The following is a 26053-nucleotide window of genomic DNA, read 5'->3' on the forward strand; positions in this document are numbered from 1 at the left end:
CGGAGCCATTCCGGTTTGAATAAAAGGACGATCCAGGACAGCATGACCACAGCACCCGCCAAGGCGGGGTGGCGATTCAGACAGCCGAGTGTCATTCCGGGGTTCGGATTGACGCTCGGCTTCTCGCTTGCCTACCTCACGCTCATCATACTCATCCCGCTTTCGGGGCTGGTCTGGCGCTCGGCAGCGCTCGGCTGGGCCGATTTCTGGGCGATCGCCGTCGACCGACGCACCCTCAACGCGCTGAAGATAAGCTTCGGCACCGCCTTCCTGGCGGCTGTCGTCAACGTCGTGTTCGGCACCATCGTCGCCTGGGTGCTGGTCCGCTACCGCTTCCCTGGACGCCGCATCGCCGACGCGATGGTCGACCTGCCCTTCGCCCTGCCAACGGCCGTCGCCGGCATCGCGCTCACCACGCTCTATGCACCGAACGGCTGGATCGGCGAGCTTTTGATGCCGCTCGGCATCAAGGTCGCCTACACGCCGCTCGGCATCGTCGTCGCGCTGGTGTTCATCGGCCTGCCCTTCGTGGTGCGCACCGTCCAGCCGATCATGGAAGAGATCGACAAGGAGGTCGAGGAAGCAGCCGCCACGCTCGGCGCCAGCCGTTTCCAGATCATCACCCGGGTGCTTTTCCCAGGCCTGGCGCCGGCGATCATCACCGGCTTCTCGCTCGCCTTCGCGCGCGGCGTCGGCGAATACGGCTCGGTCATCTTCATCGCCGGCAACCTGCCCTTCAAGTCCGAGATTGCGCCGCTTCTCATCGTGATCAGGCTCGAGGAATACAATTACGAGGCGGCGACTGCGATCGCCGCGATCATGCTGGCCCTGTCCTTCGTGATGCTTTTGGTGGTCAATCTCGTCCAGACATGGAGCCGCAAGCGCTATGGCTGATCCCGAGATCAAATCCTACGAGCCGCATCACGAGAGCCAGTCGGCCGCGGTGACCGAAAGCCGGCCCGTCAAGGCCGTGCTGATGGCCATCGCCTTCGCCTTCCTCGCGGTCTTCCTGCTTTTGCCGCTGATCGTCGTCTTTCATGAGGCGCTTGCCAAAGGCATCGGCGCCTACACGGAAGCCCTTTCCAGCCCCGATACGCGCTCCGCCATCCGTCTGACATTGCTTGTGGCGGCGATCTCGGTGCCGCTCAACGTCGTCTTCGGCATCTCTGCCGCCTGGGCCATCGCCAAGTTCGAATTCAAGGGCAAGGCGTTCCTGACCACGCTGATCGACCTGCCCTTCTCGGTCTCGCCGGTCATCTCCGGCCTGGTCTATGTGCTGCTCTTCGGCGCGCAGGGGCTGCTCGGCGCCTGGTTGAAGGCGCATGGCATCGTCATCCTCTTCGCCGTGCCCGGCATCGTGCTGGCCACCATCTTCGTCACCTTCCCCTTCGTCGCCCGCGAGCTCATCCCGCTGATGCAGGAACAGGGCAATGGCGACGAAGAGGCGGCGCTTTCGCTGGGCGCCAGCGGCTGGCAGGCCTTCTGGTATGTGACGCTGCCCAACGTCAAATGGGGACTGCTCTATGGCGTGCTTCTGTGCAATGCGCGCGCTATGGGCGAGTTCGGCGCGGTCTCGGTGGTTTCGGGCCACATACGCGGCCTCACCAACACCATGCCGCTGCATGTCGAGATCCTTTATAACGAATACAACGCCGTCGGCGCCTTTGCCGTCGCTTCGCTGCTGGCCGGCCTGGCGCTGGTGACGCTGGTCTTGAAAACGCTTTTGGAGATGCGCTACGGCGCCGAGCTTGCCGCGACACGCGGACACTGAACACTACCTGTCGCCCGAGAGTGCCTGGCAGTTTGGGAACACCGACAGCATCAACGAACCGAGGGATTTGCATGGAAGTTCGCGTCGTCAACGTGCGCAAGGAGTTCGAGCGGTTTCCAGCGCTCCACGACGTATCGCTCGACATCAGGTCTGGCGAGCTCATCGCGCTGCTCGGGCCGTCCGGCTCCGGCAAGACGACTCTGCTTCGGCTCATCGCCGGCCTGGAACGGCCGACCAAGGGCGCGATCTTCTTCGGCGACGAGGACGCCTCGCAGAAGTCGATCCAGGAGCGCAATGTCGGCTTCGTCTTCCAGCATTACGCGCTGTTCCGCCACATGACGGTTGCCGACAACATCGGCTTCGGCCTGAAGGTCCGGCACGGCGCCGCAAGGCCGTCGGGGCAGGAAATCCGCCGCCGGGCGCTGGAACTGCTCGATCTCGTCCAGCTGTCGGGCCTGGAGAAACGCTACCCCGCTCAGCTTTCAGGCGGCCAGCGCCAGCGCGTCGCGCTCGCCCGCGCCATGGCGATCGAGCCCAAGGTGCTTTTGCTCGACGAACCGTTCGGCGCGCTCGACGCGCAGGTTCGCCGTGAGCTGCGCCGCTGGCTGCGCGAGATCCACGACCGCACCGGCCACACGACCGTCTTCGTCACGCATGACCAGGAAGAAGCGCTGGAGCTCGCCGACCGCGTCGTGGTCATGAGCCAGGGCCGCATCGAGCAGGTCGGCACCGCCGACGATATCTACGACACACCGAACTCGCCTTTCGTCTACTCCTTCATCGGCGAGTCGAGCTCGCTGCCGGTCAAGGTCGAGAACGGCGAGGTGTGGATCGCCGACCGGCCGATCGGGCTCTCGGCGCCGCACGCGCCGTCCGGCGAGGCAGTCCTCCACTTTCGTCCGCATGACGTCGACCTGGTCGACGGCTGCAGCGGCTGCATCGCCGGCACGGTTGCCGCCAGCCGCCGCGTCGCCGGCACCAGGCGCGTCGAGCTCGAGATCGGTGGTGAGCGCCAGCGCGTCGAGATCGAGCTGCCGGTCGACCATCCCGCGGCGCAGAAGAGCCGGGTGGCTTTCAGGCCGCGACGCTGGAAGCTTTTCCCGGCGGCGTGATCGTCGCGCCCGGCGCTACTCCAACCAGTTCTCGAGCTTCAGCTTACCGATCCGGCTGAACTCGGCCATGTTGGCTGTCACCAGCGTGGAACCTGACGCGCAGGCGTGAGCAGCGATAAAGAGGTCGTTGTGGCCGATGGTCTCGCCCCTGCCTTCCAGTTCGGCGCGCAGCGCGCCATACTCGGTATCCGCCGGCACATCGAGCGGCAGCACCGGAATCTCGGCCAGCAGTTCCTCGACCTTCTTGAGCAACTTGGCCGATCCCTTCCTGGCGCAGCCATACCGCAGTTCCGAAGCGACGACGATGCTGGTGCACACGGCAGCGTCTCCCTCGCGCGCCATGACGCCGGCGGCTTTGCCGCCTGGGTTTCGGATCATGTCGCTTATGATGCTTGTGTCGAGCATGAACCGCATCAAAAAATGTCCTCGGGTCCGACGGGACTATCCTTGATCTCGGGGAAGTCATCCTCAGGACCGAGCGGGGCTTCCTTCGCCCACTGGGCGAGCAGCGCCGTCAGACCTGATTTACGAATGGGCTCGATGACAAGACGGTCGCCCTCGCGGCTGATCAGGACCTTGTCGCCGGGGAGTTCGAACTCGACTGGAATCCGCACCGCCTGACTGCGGTTGTTGCGAAACAGCTTTGCCTCCTTCGGCGGCGTCGCTGCATGGCGTTGTTGGCTCATCACGGCATTCCCTTGTATATGCCATATGTATATGCCAAGGCGCCGAAGAGCAATCCTTTTGCTTATGGATATCGCTCCACGATGACTCTTGCTGGAAAGAAATCCTAACAATCGACTGTTCCGGCGGTGACTTTTCTCCCCTGACGCCGTCTAGCCGGCGCGCGTGTCTCGCCGCTCAACAGCGCCACGGCTATCATCAGCCATTGCCATATTTTCCTTGGAGCCCGTTTTCATGAAGCGTCTGTTGCTCGGCATTGCGGCTGTTGCCGGTCTCGTCCTCGCGTCCTCCCAAGCCTGGTCGGCCGACAAGCTTTTGAATGCGTCCTATGATGTCGGCCGCGAGTTGTTCGCCGACATCAACAAGGCCTTCATCGCCAAGCACCCCGGCGTCGCGATCGACCAATCGCACGCCGGCACCTCGGCGCAGGCGCGCGCGATCGCCGAAGGCCTTGGCGCCGATGTCATCACCTTCAACCAGGTCACCGATGTCGACTTCCTGGTCAAGAAGGGCCTCGTCTCGGCCGACTGGCAGAAGAATTTCCCGGACAACGCCTCGCCCTTCTATTCGCTGCCGTCGTTCCTGGTGCGCGCCGGCAATCCCAAGCATATCAAGGACTGGAACGATCTGGTGCGCGAGGACGTGCAGGTGATCTTCCCGAACCCGAAGACATCCGGCAATGCGCGCTACACCTATCTCGCCGCCACCGCCTACGCCAAGGAAGCCTTCAAGGGCGACGACGCCAAGGTGAAGGAGTTCATCACCAAGCTCTTCAACAACGTGCCGATCTTCGACACCGGCGGCCGCGCCGCCACCACCACTTTCGTCCAGCGCGAGATCGGCGACGTGCTGATCACCTTCGAGTCGGAGACGCGCGGCATTCGCAAGGAGTATGGCGACGACAAGTTCGAGCAGGTCACGCCTTCGGTCAGCCTGCTGGCCGAGTTCCCCGTAGCGGTCGTCGACAAGGTCGCCGACGAGCATGGCAGCCGCGATCTCGCCAAGACCTATCTCGACTTCCTCTACACGCCGGAGGGCCAGGAGATCGCCGCCGGGAACGGCTTGCGGGTTCGCGACGCGACGGTCTCCGCCAAGCACAAGGCGGACTTCCCCGATGTCCGGTTGCTGACCGTGGAGGACGTCTTTGGCGGCTGGGACAAGGTGCAGAAAGAGCATTTCGCCGCCGGCGGGCTGCTCGATCAGGCCTACGGCAGCCGTTGAAAAGCTCCGCAATCAGAAAGAGCAAGAAAGCCGGCTTTGCCGGCTTTCTTCATGTAAGCGGGGCTGCATGAGTTCGCGGGGAAATCCCAACCCCCAATGTGAAAAACGTTACGAAGAATCAACGCGTTTGTGCCTAAGCTGTGGTGCGAATTATTGGGCCAGGCGGCGTCAGGCGGTCAAACTGTCATGATTTGCACACAAACAACCGCCAGATGCAGGCGCATTGGGGTTGATGAACTGAATCGGGCATGCTGACCAAAAAAGGCAAATACGGCCTCAAGGCCCTCGTGCATCTTTCCGGCCTGCCGGCTGGCCAGCTTGCATTCGTCAACGACATCGCCGTCGCCAACAACATCCCGAAGAAATTCCTGGATGCGATCCTGGGCGAGTTGCGCAATGCCGGTTTCGTCCAGAGCCGCAAGGGCAAGGAAGGCGGTTACCGCCTCGCCCGTCCCGCTTCCGAGATCAAGATCGGCCATGTCGTGCGCGTGCTCGACGGGCCGCTGGCGCCGATCCCTTGCGCCAGCCGCACGCAATACCAGCGCTGCGAGGATTGCGACGAGGCAACCTGCCAGGTCCGCCACATGATGCTGGAAGTGCGCCAGGCGATCGCCGAGGTGCTCGACAACCGCAGCCTCGCCGCCATGCGCGACGCCGACAACGACGATTTCCCGGCGGAGCTCACCTCTCAGATTTGAAGCGACCCGGCCCTGACGGCAGTCCCGTCGGTTGCTTGTCTGCTTTCCACGCAGTAAAGCGGCTGGAGGATGAAACGGGGCTCTGACGCATGAGGCTGCCTTGGCTTGGCAATTCCCGTAAGGCCAGCCGGCAACCATCGTCGAACGACATCTATCACACCGAGATCACGGCCGACGTGCCGGTGCCGGAGCGCGGCGAGTCCGTTCGCTTCTTCAGCCGCAAGGTTGTGCGCCCCGGCAAATTGCGTCGCTTCACCAATCGGGATCCGCGCGAGAGCCTGTTGTCCTGTTTCTATCTCGGCGTCGCGGCGATGCTGCCGGTCTCCTGGTGGAGCTCGATCTGCGGCTGGGTGTCCAGGCTCAGGCGCAAGCGCCACTTCCGCAAGGAGTTTGCCCGTTACGACGTCGCGGTGAAGGCCGTGCTCGGCGATGCCGTCGACACGAAAAGCATGTTCGAGGCGCAACTCGCCGCCGTTCACCGCCGGCGGCTGACGCTTGCGGCGCATCTCGTCGCCGGCTGGCGCTGGTCGCCGGCGATCCGACTCGAAGGCCTCGAGGCTCTGCAACAAGCCCTGCGCAACGGGCGCGGCGCCATCGTGTGGTGCGACCAGTTCACGGCGCAGACGATCATGGGCAAGCGCGCCCTGCGTGAGGCCGGCGTCGATGCCCATCAGGTGAGCGCACGCTACCACGGCTTCTCGCCGAGCATGTTCGGCCTGCGCGTGATCAACCCGCCGCTGGTCAGGCTCGAGAACCGCTTCCTGAAAAGCCGGATCGTCTTTGAGCGCACCGACGCCTATCAGGTCACCACGCGTATCCAGAAGGTGCTGAAAGAAAACGGCGTGGTGCTGATGACCAACACCGTCTATGCCGGCTCCGCCTTCACCGAGGCCGCCATGGGCGAGCGCGGCTGGACCCACCTCGCCTCGGCGCCGGCAAACTTCGCCGCGCGCGCCGGCGCTGCGCTGTTTCATATGGCGACCATCGAGACGGCGCCCTTTCGCGAGTATAGGGCGATCGTCAAAGAACTGAGCGCGACGCCAGAGGCGCCCGCATCGCCTGCCAAGGACACGGCAGGGAAGAACCTCGTCGTTCAGGCAGGATTTATCCTGTCGAAGCGCGACCGGATGCTGGAGACGCTCAAACTCTGTCCTGAACAGATGATGGCCTGGTCGAGCGCCGTGCGGCTGACCGAGCAGCCAGCCGAAGCCGCGATCGGCAACGACGAAGCCTGATTACCAACTGATCTAGCGGATGATCTCTTGCAGGATTCCCGCTACACTTCGCGTTCCGTCGACCGCTACCGCCTGTTCGTCCGCCGTAGGCTCCTCCAGCGTGGCGAACTGGCTGTCGACCAGGCTGGCGGGCATGAAATGGCCCTTGCGATCGGCGACGCGCCGCCAGGCGGTCTCCCGATCGATCCTGAGATAGAGGAAGACCATACCGGGGCAGAAGCGGCTCAGCCGGTCACGATAACTTCGCTTCAGCGCCGAGCACGCCGCCACCGCCTTCCGCCCATCGGCAACCGAGGTCGCGATACGCTCGCCTATGGCGTCGAGCCAGCCGGCGCGCAACGCATCGGTCAGCGGCTCGCCGCGCGCCATGCGCGCCACGTTCTCCGGCGGATGCAGCAGGTCTCCTTCGATGAAGTCGGCGCCCAGCGCCTTGGCGAGCGCCTCGCCGACGGCGGTCTTGCCGCAGCCGGCAACGCCCATGACGACGATGGCGGGCGCCGTCCGAAGATCGTTCATGCCAGGCTCCGGGGTCTGCGGTCTTGCGCTCGCCTCATTTACCGTCAGCGGCTTGCCGGCGCGCGCCCGTAAAGCAGGAGCATGGCGACGATGACGACGCCATAGATGATCTGCCGCCCCGCTTCCGGCATCTGCATGACCGAGAGGATGGATTGCAGGAGCGTGATCAGGATCACGCCGGCCACCGTGCCGAGATAGGAGCCGCGCCCGCCCAGGATCGATGTGCCGCCCAGGACAACCGCCGCGATCGACGGCAGGAGATAGGCATCGCCCATGGACTGCGCCGCCTTGGATGCATAGCCCGCCAGAAGCACGCCGCCAAAGGCCGACAGCCCGCCGGAGACGGCGAAGGCGATCATGACGATGCGACGCGTGTCGATGCCGGACAGGTAGGCGGCGCGCTCACGGTTGCCGATGCCGTAAACGGCGCGGCCGAAGCTTGTGCGGGTCAGCGCGAAGACCATCGCGGCGCCGATCAGCACCCAGATGATGACGGCATTGGGAACGCCCGGGATGGTGAAACCGGTTGCCAGGTAGCGCATCGCGGCGGTCGCCGAATCCTGTGGCGAGAAACCGCCTGTGTAGACCACCATCAGCCCTTGCGCCACGGCATTGGTGGCTAACGTAGTGATCATCGAGGGGATGCGCAGGTAGGCGACGCCGATGCCGTTGACGATGCCTATCGCCACGCCGCACAGGACGCCGAAGGGGATGGCGAGAGCAACGCCGATCGGCCCGTAGGCCGCGGCCGCGCAGGCCATCATGGCGCCGGCGGCCACGGCCCATGGCACGGAAAGGTCGATCTGGCCAAGCAGGATGACCAGCATCATGCCGGTGGCGATGACGCCGAGGAAAGACGCGACCTTCAACTGCTGCAGGAGATATTCCGGCGACAGGAAGTTGCGCGAATAGAGGCTGCCGAGCAGAAGCAGGACCACGATGCAGGCAAAGGCCGTCAGCACCGCCGGGTCGGCGCGCCGGATGAATTTGGGCATGCGGCCGGCAATGCCGCCCATGATGCCGCCATGCGTCGTTTCGCTCACAGGAACCACTCCAGCCGGTTGCGTACCCGAAACAGCGCGAAGGCGCCAAGGCTGACCGCGATCAACAGGATAACGCCCTGGAACAGCGGCTGCCAGAGCGGATCGAAATCGAAGACGAACAGGAGGTCGCCGATGGTGCGAAAGGCAAGCGCGCCGAAGATCGCGCCGATGGCGCTGCCCTTGCCGCCGAACAGCGACACGCCGCCGAGCACGACGGCGGCGATCGAAAACAGCGTATAGGCATTGCCGCTGGCATAGGCCGCCTCGCCCGTATAGGTGAAGAAGGTCAGGAACAGTCCGCCGATCGCCGCAAGCAGGCCGGCAAGCGTATAAGCCAGCAACTTGCCTCTGCGGATCGGCACCCCGGACATGTAGGCCGCCGTCTCCGACGAGCCCGCAGCATAAGCGGCGCGCCCAAGTTCGGAGCGACTGAACGGCACCCAGACGACAAGCACAATGACGAGTAGCGCCACGAGGCTCGCAGGCACGATGCCGAAGAAACGCCCGGTCAGGAAATCGGCAAGGTCCTCGTTGACCGAACCACCGGGAACGGGGCGCAAAAGCAAGGCCAAGCCGAAATAGACGGCGCCCGTGGCGATGGTGGCCACGATCGGCTGCAGCCGCCCGTAGATGACAATGGCGCCGTTGACCGCCCCGCAGATGAGCCCGGTGCCCAGCACCGCCAGCACGCCGAACGCCGTTTCCAGGCCGGTGCCGACCACCAGCCATGAAGCCATGCAGTTGGTCAGCGTGAAGATCATGCCGACCGACAGATCGATGCCGGCGGTGATCACCACCAATGTCTGCGCCATCGCGACGAAGGCGAGCAGCACGCCCTTGTTGGCGGCCGTCTGCACGACATTGGCGGTGAAACCTGCCGGATGGTTCGCGCTGTAAATTGCGAACATGACGATGAAGATGCCGAAGGCCAAAAGCGTTCCGCGTTGTTCGGCCAGCCGGTAGCGCCAATCCTTCACGCGTGCTCTCCCTGCCCGATGCGAACGTCATCGCCGTGGATGTTGAGCGCGCTGGCGATCAGCGCGTGCTCGGTGAGCCCCGCGCCGACCAGCTCGCGCTTGACCGCGCCGTCATAGAGCACGAGCACGCGGTCGCAGCAGCCGATCAGCTCGTCATAGTCCGTCGAATAGAACAGGATCGCAGCACCCGCATCGGCGAGCTTGCGCATCAGTTGGTAGAGCTCCTGCTTGGTGCCGACATCGATGCCGCGCGTCGGATCGTTGAGCAGGATGATGCGCGGCTGCCGCATCAGCCATTTGGCGATCACCACCTTCTGCTGGTTGCCGCCGGAAAGCGCGCCGACCGGAATGTCCAGGCCCGCCGTCTTGATCGCCAGCAGCCCGACCATGTCGTCGATCAGGCGCTGTTCGGCGGCGCGGTCGATGATGCCGGCCTTGGACAACCGGTCGAGTGCTGCAAACGACAGGTTCTCGCGCACCGTCATCGGCAGCATCAGTCCTTCGGTCTTGCGATCCTCGGGGATCAGCGCCATGCCGATGCGGCCGTGGCTGGCCGCGGTCGGGCTGGCGATCGAAACCGGCTTGCCGTCGATCAGCACCTCGCCGCGCAGGCCGCGCAGCACGCCGAAGAAGGCAAGCAGCAATTCGCGCTGACCCTGCCCGTCGAGACCGCCCAGGCCCACAACCTCCCCTGCCCTGACACTGAGCGAAATATTGTCCAGCCGGTCGGCCCAGGAGAGATTACGCGCTTCGAGCACCGTCGCAGCGGCCGGAGCGGAAGCGGGTTTCGGCGGGAAGATATGACTATATTCGCGGCCGATCATCAGCTCGACCACCTCATTGTCGCTCTTCGAGCCGGCCGGGTAGCTGGCGACGTTGCGGCCGTTGCGGAACACCGTGCAATGGTCGGCGAGTTCCGCGATCTCGTTCATGCGGTGCGAGATGTAGAGCAGCGCCAGCCCTTCCGAGCGCAGCCGTTTCAACACCTCGAAGACCTTGGCGACGTCCGCCGCCGTCAGCGCCGAGGTCGCCTCGTCGAGGATCAGGATGCGCGGCTTCCGAGCCAGCGCCTTGGCGATCTCCACCATCTGCCGGCGCGACAGCGGCAGGTCCTTGACCAGCGCGCGGGGATGAATGTCGGAATTGCCGGCGCGTGCCAGCGCTTCCTCAGCGATCTTCCGCTGCGCCTTGCGGTCGATCATGCCGAAACGCTTGGGTGGATTGGAAATGACGATGTTGTCGGCGACGCTGAGTTCCGGAATCAGCGACAGCTCCTGGAAGATGCAGACGATGCCGGCCTGGTTGGCGGCGGCAGGCGAAGCGAAGGTGACCTCGCTTCCGTCCAGTGTCATGCGCCCTTCGTCCGGCGCCACGACGCCGGCCATGACCTTGATCAGCGTCGATTTGCCGGCGCCGTTCTCGCCGAGGATGGCGTGGATGCTGCCGGCGGTGACCGTCAGCTCGGCCTTCTCCAAGGCCCGCACGCCGCCATAACGCTTGGATATGCCTTCCATGCGGAAGAGCGGAGCCGTGCCGTCCATCAGCCCTCCCCGGCCGGTTTTGATTGGGGAGACAGTGCCGCGGGCTCGCCGCGGCACTGTCCAGTCAGACTATTTGTTTTCCTTGGTCTGGCCCATGATTTCCTGCGCGGTGAAATTGATGCCGCAGGTCGGGAAGGAATTGCCGACGAAGAAATTGTCGGACTGGTCGGGGAAGAAATCCTGACCCGCCTTGAAGTTGGGATCCTCGACGATAGCCAAGGGCAGCTTGACCGATTGCGGCACGACATTGCCTTCGAGCGCGGCAATCGCCGTCTTGATGGCAACCGCCACCTGGGCCGGACCGGTACCGGCGGACGAGCATTTCAGCCCGTCGGCCGCATGCGCGGCGCAGAATTTGCGGAAGCCGTTTTCCGTCTCGCCGCCGAACGGCACGAACGGATGCTTGGCGTCGATCATCGCCTGCACGATGCCGGTGTCGCCGCCCTGCCCGGTGATGCCGTCGAACGGGCCGCTGGTGGCGATCGCGTCGGCCGTGGCCTTTTGCGCCACACCGTCATCCCACTTGCCGACCACCTCGGTGACGGCCCACTTCTTGCCGGAACCGTCGAGCACCTCGTGGATGCCATTGTGGCGGTCGGTATCGACCGAAGTGCCGGCGACGCCGCGCACCTCGAGCACCTTGCCGCCGTTCGGCACGTGCGCGACCAGCCACTTGCCCCAGAGCTCGCCGAGGCCCTTCTGATCGACATTGACGTTGATGGCGTCCTTGGTGTCGAGGATGTTGTCGAAGGCGACCAGCACGACACCCGCTTCCTTGGCGCGCTTGATGACCGGCCCGAATGCGGTCGGGTTCTGCGCGTTGACGACGATGGCGTCAAAGCCGGAGTCGATGAAGTTGTTGATCGCCGAGATCTGCGCCGGCACATCTTCGCCGGTCGACACGACCTTGAATTCCTTGAGCTTCTTGGCGACATCCGGCTGCGCCGCATAGGCCTTGGCCGTCTGGATCATCTGGATGCGCCAGGTGTTGGCGATGTAGCCGTTGGCAAGGGCGATGCGGTATGGACCGTCCTTCTTCGGATACTTGAAAAACTGCGTGTCGGCCGACCACGGCGCGAAGCAGTCCGGCTCGGCCGCGGGCCCCTTGACGACCTCGGGTCCGGCGATCGCCGACGAACTCAGCATGACAAATGCGGTGGCGGCAATGACGCCGCCAACGAGTGACTTGATCATCGATATTCCTCCCAGTTGCAGTTCCGCTTGTTATGAATCTTTGGCGATACGGTCGGCAACCCTCCGGCCAACCAGACACCCACACAGGACGGCCGCGCCGCCCAGATCCTCCTCGTCCCCCTCAGCTCTCTGGCAATTTAGAAAACTATCATATTATACATAATAAACAACTACGAGCTGTTGCTTATGTATAATAAACAGCCTTCCCGCCTCGCCGAGCCTTTACCGGCATGCAAATGGTAGCGCTACCATCTCAGGCTGTAAAGGATCATCTTAAGGAACCAACAGTACCGCGTCAGCGCCCGGTGCTCTCGCGCCGCATGAGCTCGAAACCGAGATCGACGATCCGCTGTTCCGGCCGGTTTCCGGCGATCGCCGACAGCGCCATGGCGACGGCACGGGTGCCGATTTCATAGCGATGCGTGCGCACGCTTGTGATTGAAGGAAACGACACCTGCATCATGTCGAGATCGTTGAAACCGACAATGCCGATCTGCTTCGGCACGTCGATCGATGCGCGATGGCATTCGAACAGAACGCCAAGCGCGATATCGTCATTGTTGCAGAACACGCCGTCCAGCGTCGGCATCTTGGCCAGCGCGTCGCGGAACAACTCGCGCCCGAGCGTCACGCTTGACGGCACCGGCGTTGTGGTGACCAGCCGCGCATCGAACAGGCCGGCGGCCTCCATCGCGGCGCGGTAGCCGGCAAGGCGCCGCTGCGAACGCGGATCCATGCGCGCGCCGATGAAGCCGATCTTGCGGTATCCGGCTTGCAGCAGGTGTTCGGCGGCGGTCCTGCCGCCGTCGAGATGCGAGAAGCCGACCATCATGTCGACCGGGTCCGGCCCGGTCTCCATCACTTGCACCACCGGGCAGCCGGCATTCTCCAGCAGTCGTCGCGCGCTGGGCGTCTGGTCTATGCCGGCCACGATCAGCGCCGCCGGGCGTTGCGATCCGAAGACCTGCAGCAGCCGCTCTTCCTCCAGGCCTGAATAATGGGTGTTGCCGATCTGGATGCGGAACGGACTGTCGGAAAGACTGTCATAGATGCCGCGCACCACCTCGGCGAAGACGTTGTTGGTCAGCGAAGGCACCAGCACGCCGAACACCTCGGCGCGCGCCGAGGCAAGCGCGCGGGCGTTCGGGTCGGGCACGTAGCCGAGCTCGTCGACCGCGGCCTGTATCTGCCGTCGAAGCTCTTCCGACACCCGCCCGGGCTCACGCAAGGCCCGCGACACGGTGATCGCGCCGACACCGGCCTTGCGCGCCACGTCGGCAATGGTCGGACGGCCGCCGCCACGGCGGGAGCGCGGTTTGGTCAAGGGCGAGCCTCGTGCGTCAAATCCCGCCTGCTGCGCGCTTGCAATGCCATTGACCCTGGTGTCGCCATCTAGCAGGCCTGTACCACATTCCCTGCCCTTGGCGTCGCGCAGCCGCGATTTGTTGTCAAGCTGAGGGCATTTCAGGAGAAGCGCCGGCGCGAGCCGTCAGGCCATGACGACGCCGCTGCGCCTTGCCCTCCAGAACACCACGACCATCATCAGGATGTTGAGCAGGTTCCAGCCAATTCCGTTGAGGAACGCGGCCGCGTAAGATCCGGTGAGATCGTAGATCCAGCCCGACATCCAGCCGCCGATAGCCATGCCGAAAATGGTCGCCATGATGACGATGCCAACGCGCTGGCCGGCCTCCTTGGCGGGCATGTATTCGCGCACGATGATCGCATAGCAGGGCACGATGCCGCCTTGCGACAGGCCGAACACCAGCGAGACGAGATAGAGCGAGGCAAGACCGTCGAAGGGAATGTAGAAGAACAGCGACAGGCACTGCAGCACCGAACCGATCAGCAAGGTCTTCACCCCGCCGATACGGTCGGCGACGAAGCCGGAAACAAGGCGGCTGACGACGCCAGCGGCCATCATGATCGACAGCATATCGGCGCCGTGGGCGACACCATAGCCGAGGTCCATGCAATAGGCGACGATATGCACCTGCGGCATCGACATCGCCACGCAACAGCCAAGACCGGCTATGACGAGCAGCGCCTGAAGGGCGGCCGGCGACAATGAGATCGGCTGGACCGGGCGTGCGCCTGGCGAGCCTGCGACGACCACCGGGGCGCGACGTCGCAGCATTATGACCAGCGGCGCCATAGTCACCAGGCAAGCAATGCCGATAGCCACATAGGTGAAGCGCCAACCCTCCGCCTTCATCAGCGGCGGTATGATTGCTGGCCAGACCGTTCCGGCGAGATAGCTGCCGGCCGCGGCCGTAGCCACGGCAACGCCGCGCCGGCGGTTGAACCAGTGCGAGATGTCGGCGATCAGCGGTCCGAAAATCGCCGATGTCCCCACCCCGATGAGCAAGCCTTGGGCGAGCGTGAATTGCAGGATCGAAGTGGAGAGCGACGCCAGCGCGAAGCCGGCAACCAGGGCCATCGAGGAACCCAGCGCCGGGATCCAGTAACCGACACGGTCGATGGCGCGGCCGACCAGCACATTGCCGGCGGCGAAGCCGACCATGGTAGCGGTGTAAGGCATCGAGGCGGCGGCACGATCGACGCCGAACTCGGCCTGCACGGCGGGCAGGACCACGACTACGGCCCACATGCCGACGCCGCCGATCGTCGCCAGCAGCAAGGAGATCCCGAGCCGCGTCCACGCGTAGAAGCTGTCTATGCCGGCGCTGTTTGCCGCGTTTCCTGGAACTGTCGTCACGGCGTCTCCTGTTCGCGATTTCTTCGAGATCGCGCGTTTGAGCGCACTATCGGCCCATTTCCTGAGCCGAGCAGCGCCACGACCGGCAAATCCGTGGCTCCAGAACCGGGAACCCGCCTCACCTCATGGGGTTTCTCTGAAGGAAGGAGTTTGTCATGACCGCCAAGAAGAAATGGTCGGCCGACGTGACCGAACATAGCGACGCCCTCGATCTCGAGGAGCACGTCTTCGAATCCGATGACGCGAAGAAGATCGCCGCCTCGCTCAAGCGCTCGGCCGAGCACAGCCACCGCCGCAAGGCAGAGCCGTTCCAATCCGCCATGTCGATGTTGAATTTCTACATCAACCGTGCCGGCAAGAATCTGCCTGACGAGCGCAAGAAGGTGCTGGAAAAAGCGAAGGACGAGCTGCGTGTCGCCTTCGGTCGCGAAAAGCAGGATTGAGGGTTGCTGGGAGCGCTAGCACCAGTTCCTCAACACAGGGATCTGGAAAGATTGCAGGCTTGTCGGGCAAGGCTATCAGCATCCGTTTGGGGTGTTCAGCGCAAACGCTGGCGATGAGCTGAAGCCCCCCAACCTCGTCATTCTAGGGCGGAGCTACGCGAAGCGGAGCGCAGACCCGAGGATGACGACCGCGATAGGCGTCTTGGCCAATCGCCAAGGCATGGGATCTGCCAACGCACGCACGGGCAGCGGTCAAAGTTTCTGTGCTGGCGAACTGGTCTGGTACAAGACCCTAACGCGACCGGATCACTTCGTCGGTATTGGCCAGCAGCTTGCGCACCGCATTGCGCGCCGCGTCCGGCCTTTGCAGGCGGATACTGCGTTCGATCGCCTCATGCAGTTTCTGGGCGTGCTGCAGATTGTCGAGCTCGCGCGTCGTATAGGTGAAGAGATGGTCGAAGGCGGATTCGATCAAGACGCCCAGCGGCACCAGCAGGTCGTTGCCCGAAGCCCTGAGGATGGCAAGGTGGAAGCGCGTGTCGGCCCGCGTGCGCTCCTGCAGGTTGGTCGCCTCGCCCATCTCGCGACAGGCCTGGCTGATCTCGGCCATCTGCTCGCGGGTGCGCCGCATCGCCGCGAAGGCCGTCGCCTCCGGCTCGATGATGTGGCGGAACTCCTGCACGGTCTTGAGGAACACCTCGCGGTCCGGCGAGGTCGCGTACCAGGCGAGCACGTCGCGGTCGAGAAGGTTCCAGCGTTCCTTCGGTTCGACCCAGCTGCCGATCTTCGGTCGCGAGGCCAGAAGGCTCTTTGCCATCAGCATCTTGATCGCCTCGCGCACCGCCGAGCGGCTGACGTCGAAGGTCTCCGACCATTTGGCCTCATTGGGCAGGATGGTGCCCGGCGGATAGTCGCCGCGCACGATCCGAAGGCCGATTTCACTCGCAAGCGAAGCATGCACGCTGGCGCCCGGGATGCGTGACGCGTTGGCCCGGCGAACGCCGGACGGACGCTCGGCCGCTGCCATTTTTGTCGGCCTCTTTTCGTTGTTCGGCTTAGCGTCCCGCATGGTTCCACAAAATCCCGTTTTCAGAAGCTGTCAAGCTGGGCAAGCCCGCTTTGCCGCAATGCGCGAGGATGTGCACAGATCAACCGGCATTTGCCGCCGGCTCACGCCGTCTTGACGTATTTGCGCCAGCTGTGCTCGGGCCGGAAGCCAAGCACATCGCGCGCCTTGCGGTTCGAAAGCAGCGTCTCATATTCGCCAAGCTCGGCCTTGACCGGCACGCCCGGATAAAAGCGCTTCAACAGCTCCGCCGTCGGCAGGTCCGATGAGGTGTCGTCGTTGGCCGCGTTGAACACCTGATAGCCCAGGCCGTCCTTCTCGATGGCGCGCAAGGTGATCTGGCCGAGATCGCGCGCATCGATATAGCTCCAGGCGATGCGCTTGCGGAAACCGGGATCAGCGAACCATTTCGGGAATAGCGAATATTCATGCGGCTCGATGACATTGCCGATGCGCAGCGCATAGATGTCGAAGCCGCTGCGTAACGCGAAAGCCCGCGCAGTCTTCTCGTTGACGATCTTCGACAGCGCATAGGAGTCCATCGGGTCGACGTCATAATCCTCGTCGAGCGGGAAATGCGTCGGATTGCGAGGCTCGTTGGCGAAGACAAGACCGTAGGTCGTCTCGCTGGAAGCGATGATAACCTTGCGGATGCCGAGCTTCACCGCCGCCTCGATGACATTATAGGTGCCCATCGCGTTGATGCGGAACACCTCGTTGTCCGGCGTGATCATGATGCGCGGGATCGCCGCGAAATGCACCACGGCGTCGACCGGCTGCGATCTCAACGACGGGTCGAACTCGTGCAGACCCATATAGCTCGACAGCGCGTTGAAAACCTGGCCGCTGTCGGTGATGTCGGTGACCAAAGTGCGCACCTTCGGATTGTCGAGCGGCTTGGTGTCGATGTTGAGCACCTGGCAGCCATGTTCGACCAGATATTCCACGACATGCCGGCCAGCCTTGCCGCTGCCGCCGGTGAACATGATCCGCTTCGTCATTTTGCTCTCCACAATGCTAGGTAATTATGTGTATTGTCAGACAATATGACATTCCGCGATCGCCCGCCACCCGCGATCCGCGGAAACCTTCTGGACAATCGCCCGCCGCGCGGGCGCCCATCACCATGAAAGACAAGGAAGAGACGACATGAGCACCACCGCTGCCCGCGAGAACATCGGTTTCATCGGCCTTGGCCTGATGGGGCACGGCATCGCCAAGAACATCGTCGACAAGGGCTATCCGCTGACCTTCCTCGGTCGCAAGAACCGCAAGCCGGCGGAAGACTTGGCCGGACGCGGCGCCAAGGAAGTTGCCACGTCCAAGGAGGTGGCCGCGGCCTCCGACATCGTCTTCATCTGCGTCACCGGCTCCCGCGAGGTGGAGGCGATCATCCGCGGCCCCGACGGGCTGAAGGAGGGCCTGAAGCAAGGCTCGGTCGTCGTCGATTGCTCGACCTCCGATCCGGTCTCGACAGTGGCCCTGGCCGCCGAACTCAAGGCGCTCGGCGTCGACTATGTCGATGCGCCGCTCAGCCGCACGCCGAAGGAGGCCTGGGAAGGCACGCTCGACGCCATGGTCGGCGCGCCTGACGCCGTGTTCGCCAGGCTGAAGCCGGTGCTCGAGACCTGGGCCGGCCGCATCGTTCATATCGGCGATACCGGCGACGGCCACCGCATGAAGCTGCTCAACAACTTCATCTCGCTGGGCTACGCCGCGATCTATTCCGAGGCGCTGGCGCTGGCCGAGAAGGTCGGCATCTCGCCGCCGCGCTTCGACAGCGTCATTCGCAACGGCCGCATGGATTGCGGCTTCTACCAGACCTTCATGCGCTGGACGCTGGAGGGCGACCGCGACGCGCACAAATTCACCATCGCCAATGCCTTCAAGGACCTGACCTATCTGGAATCGATGGCGGGCGCGGCCGGCATCGCCAACCCTCTGGGCAACGCGACCAAGAATTCCTTTGCGACCGCCTTCGCCACCGGCCCCGCGGAACAGTATGTGCCGATGCTCGCCACGCATATCGGCAAGCTCAACGGCGTCGACCTGATGCCTTCGAAGGACGGCGTGAAGCAGAAGATCTGAGACGAAAGCGCCTTCATCAAGAGCACAAAAGTCAGGGCGCCTCGCGGCGCCCCTGTTGCATTGGTTATGGATGCGACCAGCGCCTACTTCTGGATGCAGGTGTCGGCCGTTTCCTTGGTGCATTCGTCGAGGCCGGTGAAGACCGGATCGTCGACCTTCTTGCCACCGATGAGGTCGAGCATCACTGCCGGCGCCTTGTAGCCCATTTCGAACGGCCGCTGGCCGACCAGCGCGGTCACCAAGCCTTCCTTGGCGATCGCCACCTCGTCGCCGATCGTGTCGGCGGCGCCGATGACGAACTCGTTCTTGGCGATCTTGTCGGCCATCGGCTTGAACAGGTCGCGATAAGGCTGCGGCGCGCCGAACAGCGGCCAGCCACCCATGATGCCGAAGGCGTCGAGCTTCGGGTTGGCGGCGAGGATGTCGGTCATCGCCTGCACGCCCTTGGCGCCGTCGTCATTGGTGAACACCGGGCAGCCGGGAGCTTCGGTCCAGCCACCTTCGCCGGCAAGTGCTGCAAGACCTTCCTTCCCGGTCAGCGCATCGCGCATGCCTTGCGCGCGACGCAGGATGTTGTCGGCCGCCGGATTGCCCTCGATCGTGCAGATCGTGCCGCCATTCGGCTTGGCCTTCTTGATGTATTCGCCGATCTTCTTGCCCATCAGGTAGTTGTCGGTGCCGAGATAGGTCTTGCGAAGGGCGGCGTCTTCCTTGGCAAGGTCGGCGTCGACCGTCATGATCGGGATCGACGGATTGGCGCTCTTGATCGTCTGCGCGATCAGCGGCGCGTTCGACGGCGAGATCGCCATCGCCACCGTGTCTGGCTTGCTCAGCATATCCTGCACGATCTGCGCCTCGCCGGCCTCGTCGGAAGTCGATGCCGGGCCAGTGTAGAAGCATTCATATTCCGAGCTGGCGTTTTCCTTGTTCCACTTCTCGCAGCCCTGATGGATGGCTTCGAAGAACGGATTGTCGAGACCCTTCACAACGATGACGAGCTGTTTCTTGGCCAAAGCCGGCCCGGCGCCCAACGCCATGGCGGCGACGGCGGCAAGCAAAAGTGTTTTCCTCATGTCAGTCCTCCCTTGAAACAGACGGACACCGCGTGCCCGCCACACTGATCAACCCCGGATACACAAGAACCACGACGAGCATCTCATGATGTTCGCGCCCCGGCCCGGGCTGATAAGCATTTGCCGATCCGTCCGCCCGAATACCGATGCAGCCGAATCCTTTACCCTCAAACCATCTGCCTGCCTCCGCCGGATAGACGGACGATTGGCAAAGTCTTGTTCCGAAGCTTAGCTAATATCGGCTTTTCGCCAGCGTCAATTGCTATTTGTCCTACAAAACCGATTTTTCGTCGAGTCTCGAAATTAATCGTCAGACAATTGATTGACGCCCCCGTCCGCTTTTGCCTAAATGCGTGGACGCACCGTTCGGGAGGAGATGGACGGGGCAAGACGCAAGCGGCGCCGCCGGGTTCGGTGGCCAGTTGCGCCAACAACGGGGAGGCTTAAGGCTGGTGTCGGTTCTGGAACTCGCCAACATCTCGAAGCATTTCGGCGCCATCCAGGCGGTCAACGATGTATCGTTTTCGCTGGAAGCTGGTGAGGTCGTCGGCCTGATGGGCGACAACGGTGCCGGCAAGTCGACGCTGGTGAAGATGATCGCTGGCAATTTCCACCCGAGCCACGGCACCATGCGGCTGGAGGGCAAGGACCTTGTCATGCACAAGCCGGCGGATGCACGCCAGCACGGCATCGAGATCGTCCACCAGGACCTTGCGCTCTGCAACAATCTGACGGCCGCGGCCAACGTCTATCTCGGCCGCGAGCTGCGCCGCGGCTTCGGTCCGCTGCGCATTCTCGACTATGGCGCGATGTACAAGCGCGCCGGCCAGCTCTTTGCCGAGCTGAAATCCGAGACGCGGCCGCGCGACCTCGTCAAGCAGATGTCGGGCGGCCAGCGCCAGGCGGTGGCGATTGCCCGCACCATGCTGTCGCAGGCCAAGATCGTGCTGATGGACGAGCCGACGGCGGCGATTTCGGTCAGGCAGGTCGCCGAAGTGCTCAATCTCATCCGCCACCTGCGTGATCAGGGCATCGCCGTGGTGCTGATCAGCCACCGCATGCCCGACGTGTTCGACGTCGCTGACCGTGTTATCGTCATGCGGCGCGGCCGCAAGGTGGCCGACAAGAAAATCGCCTCGAGCTCGCCCGAGGAAGTCACCGGGCTGATCACCGGCGCCATCGAACAGGTTGCGTAGTCGCGTGGATCGGGCGTCCACGCCTCAGGAAAGGTCGATAATGGCAGTCACACTTGACCAGACGATCGCGCAGAAGCAGCACACCTTCCTGTCGCGGCTCTTTGCCAACCAGACTTTCTGGGTGGTGATCGCGGTCATCCTCGCCTGCCTGTTCCTGTCCGTCGCCACCGATTCCTTCGCCACGTCGAAGAACATCTTCAACATCACGCGCAATATCACCTTCGTCGCCATCGTCGCGCTCGGCATGACCTTCGTCATCATTACCGGCGGCATCGACCTTTCGGTCGGCTCGGTGCTTTGCCTATCCTCGATGGTGCTCGCCGTCACCATGCATGCCGGTTATTCGATCGAGGTGGGCATCCTGGCCTCGATCGCCACCGCGCTTGCGATCGGCGCCTTCAACGGCCTGCTCATCGCCTATCTCGGCTTCCCGCCTTTCGTGGTCACGCTCGGCATGCTGTCGGTGGCGCGCAGCCTTGCCATGGTCGCCTCGAACAACACCGTGGTGTTCCAGTTCGGGCCGGACCACCAGAAGCTTTTGTCATTGGGCGGCGGCGCCTGGGTTTTCGGCATCGCCAATCCGGTGCTCTACATGATCCTCCTGGCGGCGATCACCGGCTTCATCCTGCGCTGGACCAAATTCGGCCGGCACATCTTCGCCATCGGCGGCAATGAGCATGCGGCGACGCTGACCGGCGTTCCCGTCAAGCAGATCAAGGTCGTCGTCTACATGATCTCGGCGCTGTCGGCAGGGCTTGCCGGCATCATCCAGACCGGATGGCTGGGCGCCGTCACCACCAATCTCGGCAACGGCATGGAGCTGCAGGTGATTGCCGCCACCGTCATCGGCGGCGCCAATCTCGCCGGCGGCGTCGGCACCGCGCTCGGCGCCGTCGTCGGCGCCGCCCTCATCGAGGTGATCCGCAACAGCCTTGGCCTGCTCGGCATCAACGCCTTCTGGCAAGGCACCTTCATCGGCGGCGCGATCATCCTGGCGGTTCTGTTCGACCGCATCCGCAATTTCCGGCGTAGTGACTGAAGTGCGCCGCCTCGCCTTCTCCCCTTGTGGGAGAAGGTGGATCGGCGCGATAGCGCCGAGACGGATGAGGGGTGTTCCAGCGGAGTGAGACGCTGGCTTTCCCTGGAGCACCCCTCATCCGTCGCCTTCGGCGACACCTTCTCCCACAAAGGGAGAAGGGAAAGCCGCGCCTATCGCCCAGTCTGAAAATCCGCCCCGGTGGCCGCCCCCAAACGTCTGTCATCATTGCCTGCCTTGACGCAGCCTCACCCCAGCCGCACTATTCCCCCGCAGGCGAAGGGAGGCCAGTCGCCTGCGGGAGGAACGATACCCATGACGGACGCGATCAGGCTCTATTGGGGCCGGTTCGGACATGTTTCCGTGCTGAATGTCGCCAATGACTTCGTCACCCATGCCCATGGCGAGGCGCATCTCATCATCTGGCTGGAAGGCACGGCAGGCGAAATGACGATCGGCCGCGAGACGGTGCGGCTTGGGTCTGGCACCGCGGCCGGCATCAATTCGTTCCAGCCGCATAGCCATGCGCTATCCCGCGACGGCAAGCCCGGCCTGTTCCTCGCCTTCTACATCGACCCGGACTGGGCGCGCCAGCGCCGCGACCTGCCCTCCTCCGCGCCGCTGTTCGCGCAAGCGGCGATCACGCTGGAGCCCTGGCTGCACCAGGCTGCGGCGAACCTGCTCGATCACCTCACCGACAATGAAAGCATCGACGACATCGCCAATTACGAGATCGAGCGTTTCATCGACAGCGTTCTCGACGCGGCCGATACATCCGCGCCGCAGGTAGCCCGCGCGCGCATCAACACGATGCTCGATTTCCGTGTCCGCAAGGCGATCCAGTTGATGAAGGCCAATGTCTGCGAACGCATCTCCTTCGACGACGTCGCCCGTTCGGTCGGGCTCTCACGGCCGCATTTCTTCGCGCTCTTCAAGGAACAGACCAACCTTACGCCGAACGTCTACTGGAACACGCTGCGCATGGAGGAAGCCGTGCGCCAGCTGCAGTGGTCGCAGGAACCGCTGATCTCCGTTGCCTGCAATCTCGGCTTCACCACCCAGGGTAATTTCTCGCGCTTCTTCCGCGACCATGTCGGCGTGCCGCCGACGCTCTACCGCGAAGCCGCTCAGGCCATGTCGTGAGCGCCTTTGCAGGCTGATCCGTCGCCGCATTTTCCGACTGGTTGATACGCGCTCAAGACGCATTGATAAGCGCCGGCCCGTCGGCCGCTCTAGCCTGCTCCCGATCTTTGCAAGAGGACCAGTCTATGGCGAAAGTCACCATCTCCAGCGTCATCGACGCGCCGGTCGAGCAGGTCTGGGCGCGCATCCGCGACTTCAATGGTTTGCCCAGCTGGCATCCGCGCATGGTGGAAAGCCATATCGAGGACGGCAAGGATGCCACCACGATCGGCTGCGTGCGCAACTTCCAACTGGTCAGCGGCGCAAGGCTGCGCGAGAAGCTGCTGGACTTCTCGGATGAGAACTTCCTGGTCAGCTATTCGATCCTCGAAACGCCGCAGCCGCTCACCAATCACAAGGCGACGCTGCAGTTGCGTCGCGTCACCGACGGCAACCGCACCTATGCCGAATGGACGGCGAGCTTCGACGCCGCGCCCGAAGAGGCCGACAAGCTGGCCGAGGGCATGGGCGCCAACGTCTTTCAGGGCGGTTTCAACGCCCTGAAGGCCCATTTCGCCGGCCAGAGCTGACGGGAGCGCGCCATGTCGCTTGCGCTGCAGACTTTTTCGAGCGTGAAAGACGCCAACGCCGCGCTGCAGGCCGCCGGCGCGCGTTATCTCGGCGGCGGCACGCTTGTGGTGCGCGCCGCCAATGAAGGCGACGTTGCCGTCTCCAACCTGATCCGCGTCAACGATCCCGGCCTTTCGCAGATCGCGGTTTCCGGCGGCAAGGTCCGGCTCGGCGCTTCGGTCACCATGGCCGCGATTGCCCGCCATCCCGAGCTCGCCGCGCTTGCGCCGGCCGCGCGCGCCGTCGGCGGGCCGGCGATCCGCAACATGGCGACCGTCGGCGGCAATCTGTTCGCCCCTGCCCCTTATGGCGATTTCGCGGTGGCGCTGCTGGCGCTGGACGCGACCGTCTTCACCGAAGACGGCGAAGTGCCGATCAAGACCTTCCTGGTCGGCCGTGATGCCAGCCGCGCCATCGTCTCGGCTGTCGGCTTTTCATTGCCTAAAGCCGAGAGCTTCCGCTTCCTGAAAGTATCGCGGGTCAAGCCCAAGGGTGTGTCCGTGCTGAGCATCGCCGCGCTTCTGGAACTCGCACCGGACGGCACGGTGACCTCGGCGCGCATCGCGCTGGGCTGCATGGCCGATCGGCCGATCCGCGCTTTAGCGGCCGAAAAGGCGCTGCTCGGCTGCAAGCTCACCCCGCAGGAGATCGCGCCGGCCCTGACCGCCGCGAGCGAAGGCATGGCGCCGATCACCGACCCGATCGCCAGCGCCTGGTATCGCGCCGAGGTTCTGCCGGTCCATCTCGGCCGGCTGCTGCTTGACTAATATCCGTGGGGGACGCGCGTCTGTCCGGCCGACCCGGGCAGGCGCGCAGGGAGGAAAAATGGCGAAGGTCCCGGTTCAATTCACACTCAACGGCTCGGAGAAAGCCGAGTTCGTCGAAAGCGGCACGACGCTGCTCAATGTGCTGCGCGACAAGATCGGCGACACCTCACCCAAGGGGGGTTGCCACCAAGGCACCTGCGGCGCCTGCTCGGTCATCATCGACGGAGAACTCAGGCTCTCCTGCCTGACGCTGGCCGAAACCTGCGGCGGTGCCGACATCGAAACGACGGCCGGCCTCGCCGAAGGCGGTGTGCTGCATCCGCTGCAGCGCGCCTTCCTCGATGCCTTCGCCACGCAATGCGGCTTCTGCACGCCGGGCATGATCATGGCCGCGAAGGTTCTGCTCGACCGCACGCCCAACCCAAGCCGCGAGGATGTGGTCGAGGCGCTGTCCGGCAACATCTGCCGCTGCACCGGCTACGAGCCGATCATCCAGGCGGTGCTGCTTGCGGCGCGCGCCAACTCGCAGAACGCCGCCTGAGGGAACGAGCCATGGAACTGCGCAAGGACTATTTTGCCGATGTCCGCAAGGACGGCCTGCATGAGATCGGCCAGGGTCGCCCGCGGCTCGACTCGCCGGGACATGTCACCGGCAAGACCGTTTATTTCGCCGACCGAAACTTCCCGGGCATGCTGCATCTGAAGATGGTGCGCAGCCCGCACCACCATGCCCGCATCCGCTCGATCGATACGTCGGAAGCGGAGAAACATCCGGGCGTTGTGCGCGTGCTGACCGCCAGGGATGTGCCGCACAATGTCTACACCATCCTGATCCTGATCCAGATCGGCCCCGAGGACGAAACCGTGCTTGCCGACGGCAAGGTGCGGTGGAAGGGCGAGGCCGTGGTGGCGGTGCTGGCCGAGACCGAGCGCGCCGCGCAGGAAGCCGCCGCCAAGGTCAAGGTCGACTATGAGGTGTTGCCGGCAGTCTTCGACATGGAGGAGGCGCTGAAGCCCGGCGCGCCTTTGGTCAACGAATATCACGGCCAGAATTACTATCTCTATGACAGCGGCGAGTGCCGCAAGGTGCGCTTCGGCGATGTCGAGGCAGGCTTTGCCCAGGCCGACCACATCCTCGAACAGTCCTACCAGTCCTCGCCGATCGAGCATGCGCCGACCGAAACCACGGGCTGCGTGGTGGCGCCGGAAGGCAATGACCGCTTCACCTGCTACACCAACACGCAGGCGATGTTTTTCACCCTCGACAACGCCTCGATCATCCTGCAGATGCCGGGCTCGAAGCTGCATTTCGTCGGCGGCACCGTTGGCGGCGGTTTTGGTGGCAAGGTCGACGTCATCGTCGAGCCGATCGCCATCCTCGCGGCCAAGCTAACCGGACGCCCGGTCCGTTTTATCTACAGCCGCGAGGAGGAAATGCAGATCTCCTCGCCGCGCGCCGCCGAGAAGGTGATCATCAAGGACGGCGTCATGAAGGACGGCCGCATCGTCGCGCGCAAGGTGACCGGCTATACCGACGCCGGCGCCTATTCGCGCCACTCGCCCTATGGCGCGCAGAAGGGCGCGGCGCACTACCCCGGCCCCTATACGATCCCGAATGTCTGGATCGACACCTATTGCGTCTACACCAACCGCACCCCTTCGTCGGCCATGCGCGGCTTCGGCGTCACCATCGGCGACTTCGCGCTCGAGGTGCAGATGGACAAGCTGGCGAGGCTGATCGGCATGGATCCGCTCGAATTCCGCTTCATCAACGCCTATCGCGACGGCGACATGAAGGCGCATCGCCAGCCAACCGAGGGTGCGGCGCTGATCGAATGCATGCAGGAAGCCTCGCGCGTCGCCAACTGGCCGGTGGCGGAAAAATACATGACGATGTCCTCCTACAGGAAGGAAGCCTGAG

The 26053-nt window shown here is 63.8% G+C and carries 27 protein-coding genes; 15 read left to right on the top strand and 12 right to left on the bottom strand.

Going from position 1 to position 26053, the window contains the following annotated elements:
- Positions 1-42 precede the first annotated feature (42 nt).
- The 3 genes from cysT (at position 43) to LB535_RS16765 (ending at position 2883) form a co-directional block, all read left to right on the top strand.
- Positions 43-894: a sulfate ABC transporter permease subunit CysT gene (gene cysT, locus LB535_RS16755; protein WP_224632995.1), complete on the top strand. Its 852-nt coding sequence runs from the start codon at positions 43-45 to the stop codon at positions 892-894.
- Positions 887-1771 (top strand): sulfate ABC transporter permease subunit CysW, encoded by an 885-nt coding sequence (cysW, locus tag LB535_RS16760; protein ID WP_224544882.1) that lies wholly within the window; start codon positions 887-889, stop codon positions 1769-1771. The genes cysT and cysW overlap by 8 nt, the downstream gene beginning before the upstream one ends.
- A 71-nt stretch (positions 1772-1842) precedes the next feature.
- Positions 1843-2883 (top strand): sulfate/molybdate ABC transporter ATP-binding protein, encoded by a 1041-nt coding sequence (locus LB535_RS16765; RefSeq protein WP_140699331.1) that lies wholly within the window; start codon positions 1843-1845, stop codon positions 2881-2883.
- 15 nt (positions 2884-2898) lie between these two features.
- Here LB535_RS16765 and LB535_RS16770 read toward each other — a convergent pair whose 3' ends face one another.
- Positions 2899-3297: a type II toxin-antitoxin system VapC family toxin gene (locus tag LB535_RS16770; protein ID WP_411969580.1), complete on the bottom strand. Its 399-nt coding sequence runs from the start codon at positions 3295-3297 to the stop codon at positions 2899-2901.
- Positions 3297-3569, bottom strand: a complete 273-nt coding sequence (locus LB535_RS16775; RefSeq protein WP_095768922.1) for an antitoxin — start codon at positions 3567-3569, stop codon at positions 3297-3299. The genes LB535_RS16770 and LB535_RS16775 overlap by 1 nt, the downstream gene beginning before the upstream one ends.
- A 232-nt stretch (positions 3570-3801) precedes the next feature.
- Here LB535_RS16775 and LB535_RS16780 point away from each other — a divergent pair, with 232 nt between their 5' ends.
- The 3 genes from LB535_RS16780 to LB535_RS16790 all read left to right on the top strand — a co-directional run bounded on the left by LB535_RS16780 (position 3802) and on the right by LB535_RS16790 (position 6721).
- Entirely contained in the window at positions 3802-4788 is a 987-nt protein-coding gene (locus LB535_RS16780; protein WP_224632997.1) for a sulfate ABC transporter substrate-binding protein, read from the top strand.
- Between the two features lie 248 nt (positions 4789-5036).
- Entirely contained in the window at positions 5037-5486 is a 450-nt protein-coding gene (locus LB535_RS16785) for an RrF2 family transcriptional regulator (RefSeq protein WP_040984137.1), read from the top strand.
- An 89-nt stretch (positions 5487-5575) separates the two neighbouring features.
- A complete protein-coding gene (locus LB535_RS16790; RefSeq protein WP_224632998.1) occupies positions 5576-6721 on the top strand; it encodes a hypothetical protein in 1146 nt (381 codons plus the stop codon).
- Positions 6722-6733: 12 nt separating this feature from the next.
- On the opposite strand, the gene LB535_RS16795 is transcribed toward LB535_RS16790, so the two are convergent.
- The 7 genes from LB535_RS16795 to LB535_RS16825 all read right to left on the bottom strand — a co-directional run bounded on the left by LB535_RS16795 (position 6734) and on the right by LB535_RS16825 (position 14711).
- Positions 6734-7237, bottom strand: a complete 504-nt coding sequence (locus LB535_RS16795) for a gluconokinase (protein ID WP_224531855.1) — start codon at positions 7235-7237, stop codon at positions 6734-6736.
- Between the two features lie 44 nt (positions 7238-7281).
- On the bottom strand, positions 7282-8253 hold the full coding sequence (locus LB535_RS16800; RefSeq protein WP_263490792.1) for an ABC transporter permease: 972 nt from the start codon (positions 8251-8253) through the stop codon (positions 7282-7284).
- A 23-nt stretch (positions 8254-8276) separates the two neighbouring features.
- On the bottom strand, positions 8277-9257 hold the full coding sequence (locus tag LB535_RS16805; protein ID WP_224626361.1) for an ABC transporter permease: 981 nt from the start codon (positions 9255-9257) through the stop codon (positions 8277-8279).
- Positions 9254-10798, bottom strand: coding sequence for a sugar ABC transporter ATP-binding protein (locus LB535_RS16810; protein ID WP_224633000.1), 1545 nt, complete (start codon positions 10796-10798; stop codon positions 9254-9256). Before LB535_RS16810 ends, LB535_RS16805 begins: the two co-directional genes overlap by 4 nt.
- Positions 10799-10867: 69 nt before the next feature.
- Complete coding sequence (locus LB535_RS16815) at positions 10868-11992, bottom strand: sugar ABC transporter substrate-binding protein (protein ID WP_224531863.1); 1125 nt, start codon at positions 11990-11992, stop codon at positions 10868-10870.
- A gap of 295 nt (positions 11993-12287) precedes the next feature.
- Complete coding sequence (locus tag LB535_RS16820; protein WP_224633001.1) at positions 12288-13316, bottom strand: LacI family DNA-binding transcriptional regulator; 1029 nt, start codon at positions 13314-13316, stop codon at positions 12288-12290.
- A 165-nt stretch (positions 13317-13481) separates the two neighbouring features.
- Positions 13482-14711: an MFS transporter gene (locus LB535_RS16825; RefSeq protein WP_224633002.1), complete on the bottom strand. Its 1230-nt coding sequence runs from the start codon at positions 14709-14711 to the stop codon at positions 13482-13484.
- A 155-nt stretch (positions 14712-14866) separates the two neighbouring features.
- Between LB535_RS16825 and LB535_RS16830 the strand changes: the two genes are divergently transcribed.
- Positions 14867-15154 (top strand): DUF3175 domain-containing protein, encoded by a 288-nt coding sequence (locus LB535_RS16830; protein WP_140544432.1) that lies wholly within the window; start codon positions 14867-14869, stop codon positions 15152-15154.
- A 292-nt stretch (positions 15155-15446) separates the two neighbouring features.
- On the opposite strand, the gene LB535_RS16835 is transcribed toward LB535_RS16830, so the two are convergent.
- Positions 15447-16223, bottom strand: a complete 777-nt coding sequence (locus LB535_RS16835; RefSeq protein ID WP_140838861.1) for a FadR/GntR family transcriptional regulator — start codon at positions 16221-16223, stop codon at positions 15447-15449.
- A gap of 101 nt (positions 16224-16324) precedes the next feature.
- Positions 16325-17221, bottom strand: coding sequence for an NAD-dependent epimerase/dehydratase family protein (locus LB535_RS16840; RefSeq protein ID WP_224531872.1), 897 nt, complete (start codon positions 17219-17221; stop codon positions 16325-16327).
- Between the two features lie 97 nt (positions 17222-17318).
- On the opposite strand from LB535_RS16840, the gene LB535_RS16845 reads away from it, so the two are divergent.
- Entirely contained in the window at positions 17319-18308 is a 990-nt protein-coding gene (locus LB535_RS16845) for an NAD(P)-dependent oxidoreductase (protein WP_224633073.1), read from the top strand.
- Positions 18309-18391: 83 nt separating this feature from the next.
- Here LB535_RS16845 and LB535_RS16850 read toward each other — a convergent pair whose 3' ends face one another.
- Positions 18392-19381: a sugar-binding protein gene (locus LB535_RS16850; RefSeq protein WP_140838867.1), complete on the bottom strand. Its 990-nt coding sequence runs from the start codon at positions 19379-19381 to the stop codon at positions 18392-18394.
- Between the two features lie 452 nt (positions 19382-19833).
- Here LB535_RS16850 and LB535_RS16855 point away from each other — a divergent pair, with 452 nt between their 5' ends.
- The 7 genes from LB535_RS16855 (at position 19834) to LB535_RS28855 (ending at position 26052) form a co-directional block, all read left to right on the top strand.
- On the top strand, positions 19834-20577 hold the full coding sequence (locus LB535_RS16855) for an ATP-binding cassette domain-containing protein (protein ID WP_095768909.1): 744 nt from the start codon (positions 19834-19836) through the stop codon (positions 20575-20577).
- A gap of 40 nt (positions 20578-20617) precedes the next feature.
- Positions 20618-21616, top strand: coding sequence for an ABC transporter permease (locus LB535_RS16860; protein ID WP_095768908.1), 999 nt, complete (start codon positions 20618-20620; stop codon positions 21614-21616).
- A 312-nt stretch (positions 21617-21928) separates the two neighbouring features.
- Positions 21929-22756, top strand: coding sequence for a helix-turn-helix domain-containing protein (locus LB535_RS16865; protein WP_224633003.1), 828 nt, complete (start codon positions 21929-21931; stop codon positions 22754-22756).
- A gap of 125 nt (positions 22757-22881) precedes the next feature.
- Positions 22882-23325 carry an SRPBCC family protein gene (locus LB535_RS16870; RefSeq protein ID WP_095770203.1) on the top strand — a complete coding sequence of 148 codons (444 nt, stop codon included), beginning with the start codon at positions 22882-22884 and terminating at the stop codon, positions 23323-23325.
- 12 nt (positions 23326-23337) lie between these two features.
- Positions 23338-24132 carry an FAD binding domain-containing protein gene (locus LB535_RS16875; RefSeq protein ID WP_224633004.1) on the top strand — a complete coding sequence of 265 codons (795 nt, stop codon included), beginning with the start codon at positions 23338-23340 and terminating at the stop codon, positions 24130-24132.
- Positions 24133-24190: 58 nt separating this feature from the next.
- Complete coding sequence (locus LB535_RS16880; protein ID WP_224633005.1) at positions 24191-24673, top strand: (2Fe-2S)-binding protein; 483 nt, start codon at positions 24191-24193, stop codon at positions 24671-24673.
- Between the two features lie 11 nt (positions 24674-24684).
- On the top strand, positions 24685-26052 hold the full coding sequence (locus LB535_RS28855; protein ID WP_263490768.1) for a xanthine dehydrogenase family protein molybdopterin-binding subunit: 1368 nt from the start codon (positions 24685-24687) through the stop codon (positions 26050-26052).
- Position 26053 lies beyond the last annotated feature (1 nt).

Source organism: Mesorhizobium sp. CA10 (genome assembly GCF_020165285.1).
GTDB lineage: Bacteria > Pseudomonadota > Alphaproteobacteria > Rhizobiales > Rhizobiaceae > Mesorhizobium.

Excerpts from the sequence above, each read along its gene's own strand:
- cysT (WP_224632995.1), top strand. The coding sequence starts at position 43 with ATGACCACAGCACCCGCCAAGGCGGGGTGGCGATTCAGACAGCCGAGT.
- cysW (WP_224544882.1), top strand. The coding sequence starts at position 887 with ATGGCTGATCCCGAGATCAAATCCTACGAGCCGCATCACGAGAGCCAG.
- LB535_RS16765 (WP_140699331.1), top strand. The coding sequence starts at position 1,843 with ATGGAAGTTCGCGTCGTCAACGTGCGCAAGGAGTTCGAGCGGTTTCCA.
- LB535_RS16770 (WP_411969580.1), bottom strand. The coding sequence starts at position 3,297 with ATGCGGTTCATGCTCGACACAAGCATCATAAGCGACATGATCCGAAAC.
- LB535_RS16775 (WP_095768922.1), bottom strand. The coding sequence starts at position 3,569 with ATGAGCCAACAACGCCATGCAGCGACGCCGCCGAAGGAGGCAAAGCTG.
- LB535_RS16780 (WP_224632997.1), top strand. The coding sequence starts at position 3,802 with ATGAAGCGTCTGTTGCTCGGCATTGCGGCTGTTGCCGGTCTCGTCCTC.
- LB535_RS16785 (WP_040984137.1), top strand. The coding sequence starts at position 5,037 with ATGCTGACCAAAAAAGGCAAATACGGCCTCAAGGCCCTCGTGCATCTT.
- LB535_RS16790 (WP_224632998.1), top strand. The coding sequence starts at position 5,576 with ATGAGGCTGCCTTGGCTTGGCAATTCCCGTAAGGCCAGCCGGCAACCA.
- LB535_RS16795 (WP_224531855.1), bottom strand. The coding sequence starts at position 7,237 with ATGAACGATCTTCGGACGGCGCCCGCCATCGTCGTCATGGGCGTTGCC.
- LB535_RS16800 (WP_263490792.1), bottom strand. The coding sequence starts at position 8,253 with ATGGGCGGCATTGCCGGCCGCATGCCCAAATTCATCCGGCGCGCCGAC.
- LB535_RS16810 (WP_224633000.1), bottom strand. The coding sequence starts at position 10,798 with ATGGACGGCACGGCTCCGCTCTTCCGCATGGAAGGCATATCCAAGCGT.
- LB535_RS16815 (WP_224531863.1), bottom strand. The coding sequence starts at position 11,992 with ATGATCAAGTCACTCGTTGGCGGCGTCATTGCCGCCACCGCATTTGTC.
- LB535_RS16830 (WP_140544432.1), top strand. The coding sequence starts at position 14,867 with ATGACCGCCAAGAAGAAATGGTCGGCCGACGTGACCGAACATAGCGAC.
- LB535_RS16835 (WP_140838861.1), bottom strand. The coding sequence starts at position 16,223 with ATGCGGGACGCTAAGCCGAACAACGAAAAGAGGCCGACAAAAATGGCA.
- LB535_RS16840 (WP_224531872.1), bottom strand. The coding sequence starts at position 17,221 with ATGACGAAGCGGATCATGTTCACCGGCGGCAGCGGCAAGGCTGGCCGG.
- LB535_RS16850 (WP_140838867.1), bottom strand. The coding sequence starts at position 19,381 with ATGAGGAAAACACTTTTGCTTGCCGCCGTCGCCGCCATGGCGTTGGGC.
- LB535_RS16860 (WP_095768908.1), top strand. The coding sequence starts at position 20,618 with ATGGCAGTCACACTTGACCAGACGATCGCGCAGAAGCAGCACACCTTC.
- LB535_RS16865 (WP_224633003.1), top strand. The coding sequence starts at position 21,929 with ATGACGGACGCGATCAGGCTCTATTGGGGCCGGTTCGGACATGTTTCC.
- LB535_RS16870 (WP_095770203.1), top strand. The coding sequence starts at position 22,882 with ATGGCGAAAGTCACCATCTCCAGCGTCATCGACGCGCCGGTCGAGCAG.
- LB535_RS16875 (WP_224633004.1), top strand. The coding sequence starts at position 23,338 with ATGTCGCTTGCGCTGCAGACTTTTTCGAGCGTGAAAGACGCCAACGCC.
- LB535_RS16880 (WP_224633005.1), top strand. The coding sequence starts at position 24,191 with ATGGCGAAGGTCCCGGTTCAATTCACACTCAACGGCTCGGAGAAAGCC.
- LB535_RS28855 (WP_263490768.1), top strand. The coding sequence starts at position 24,685 with ATGGAACTGCGCAAGGACTATTTTGCCGATGTCCGCAAGGACGGCCTG.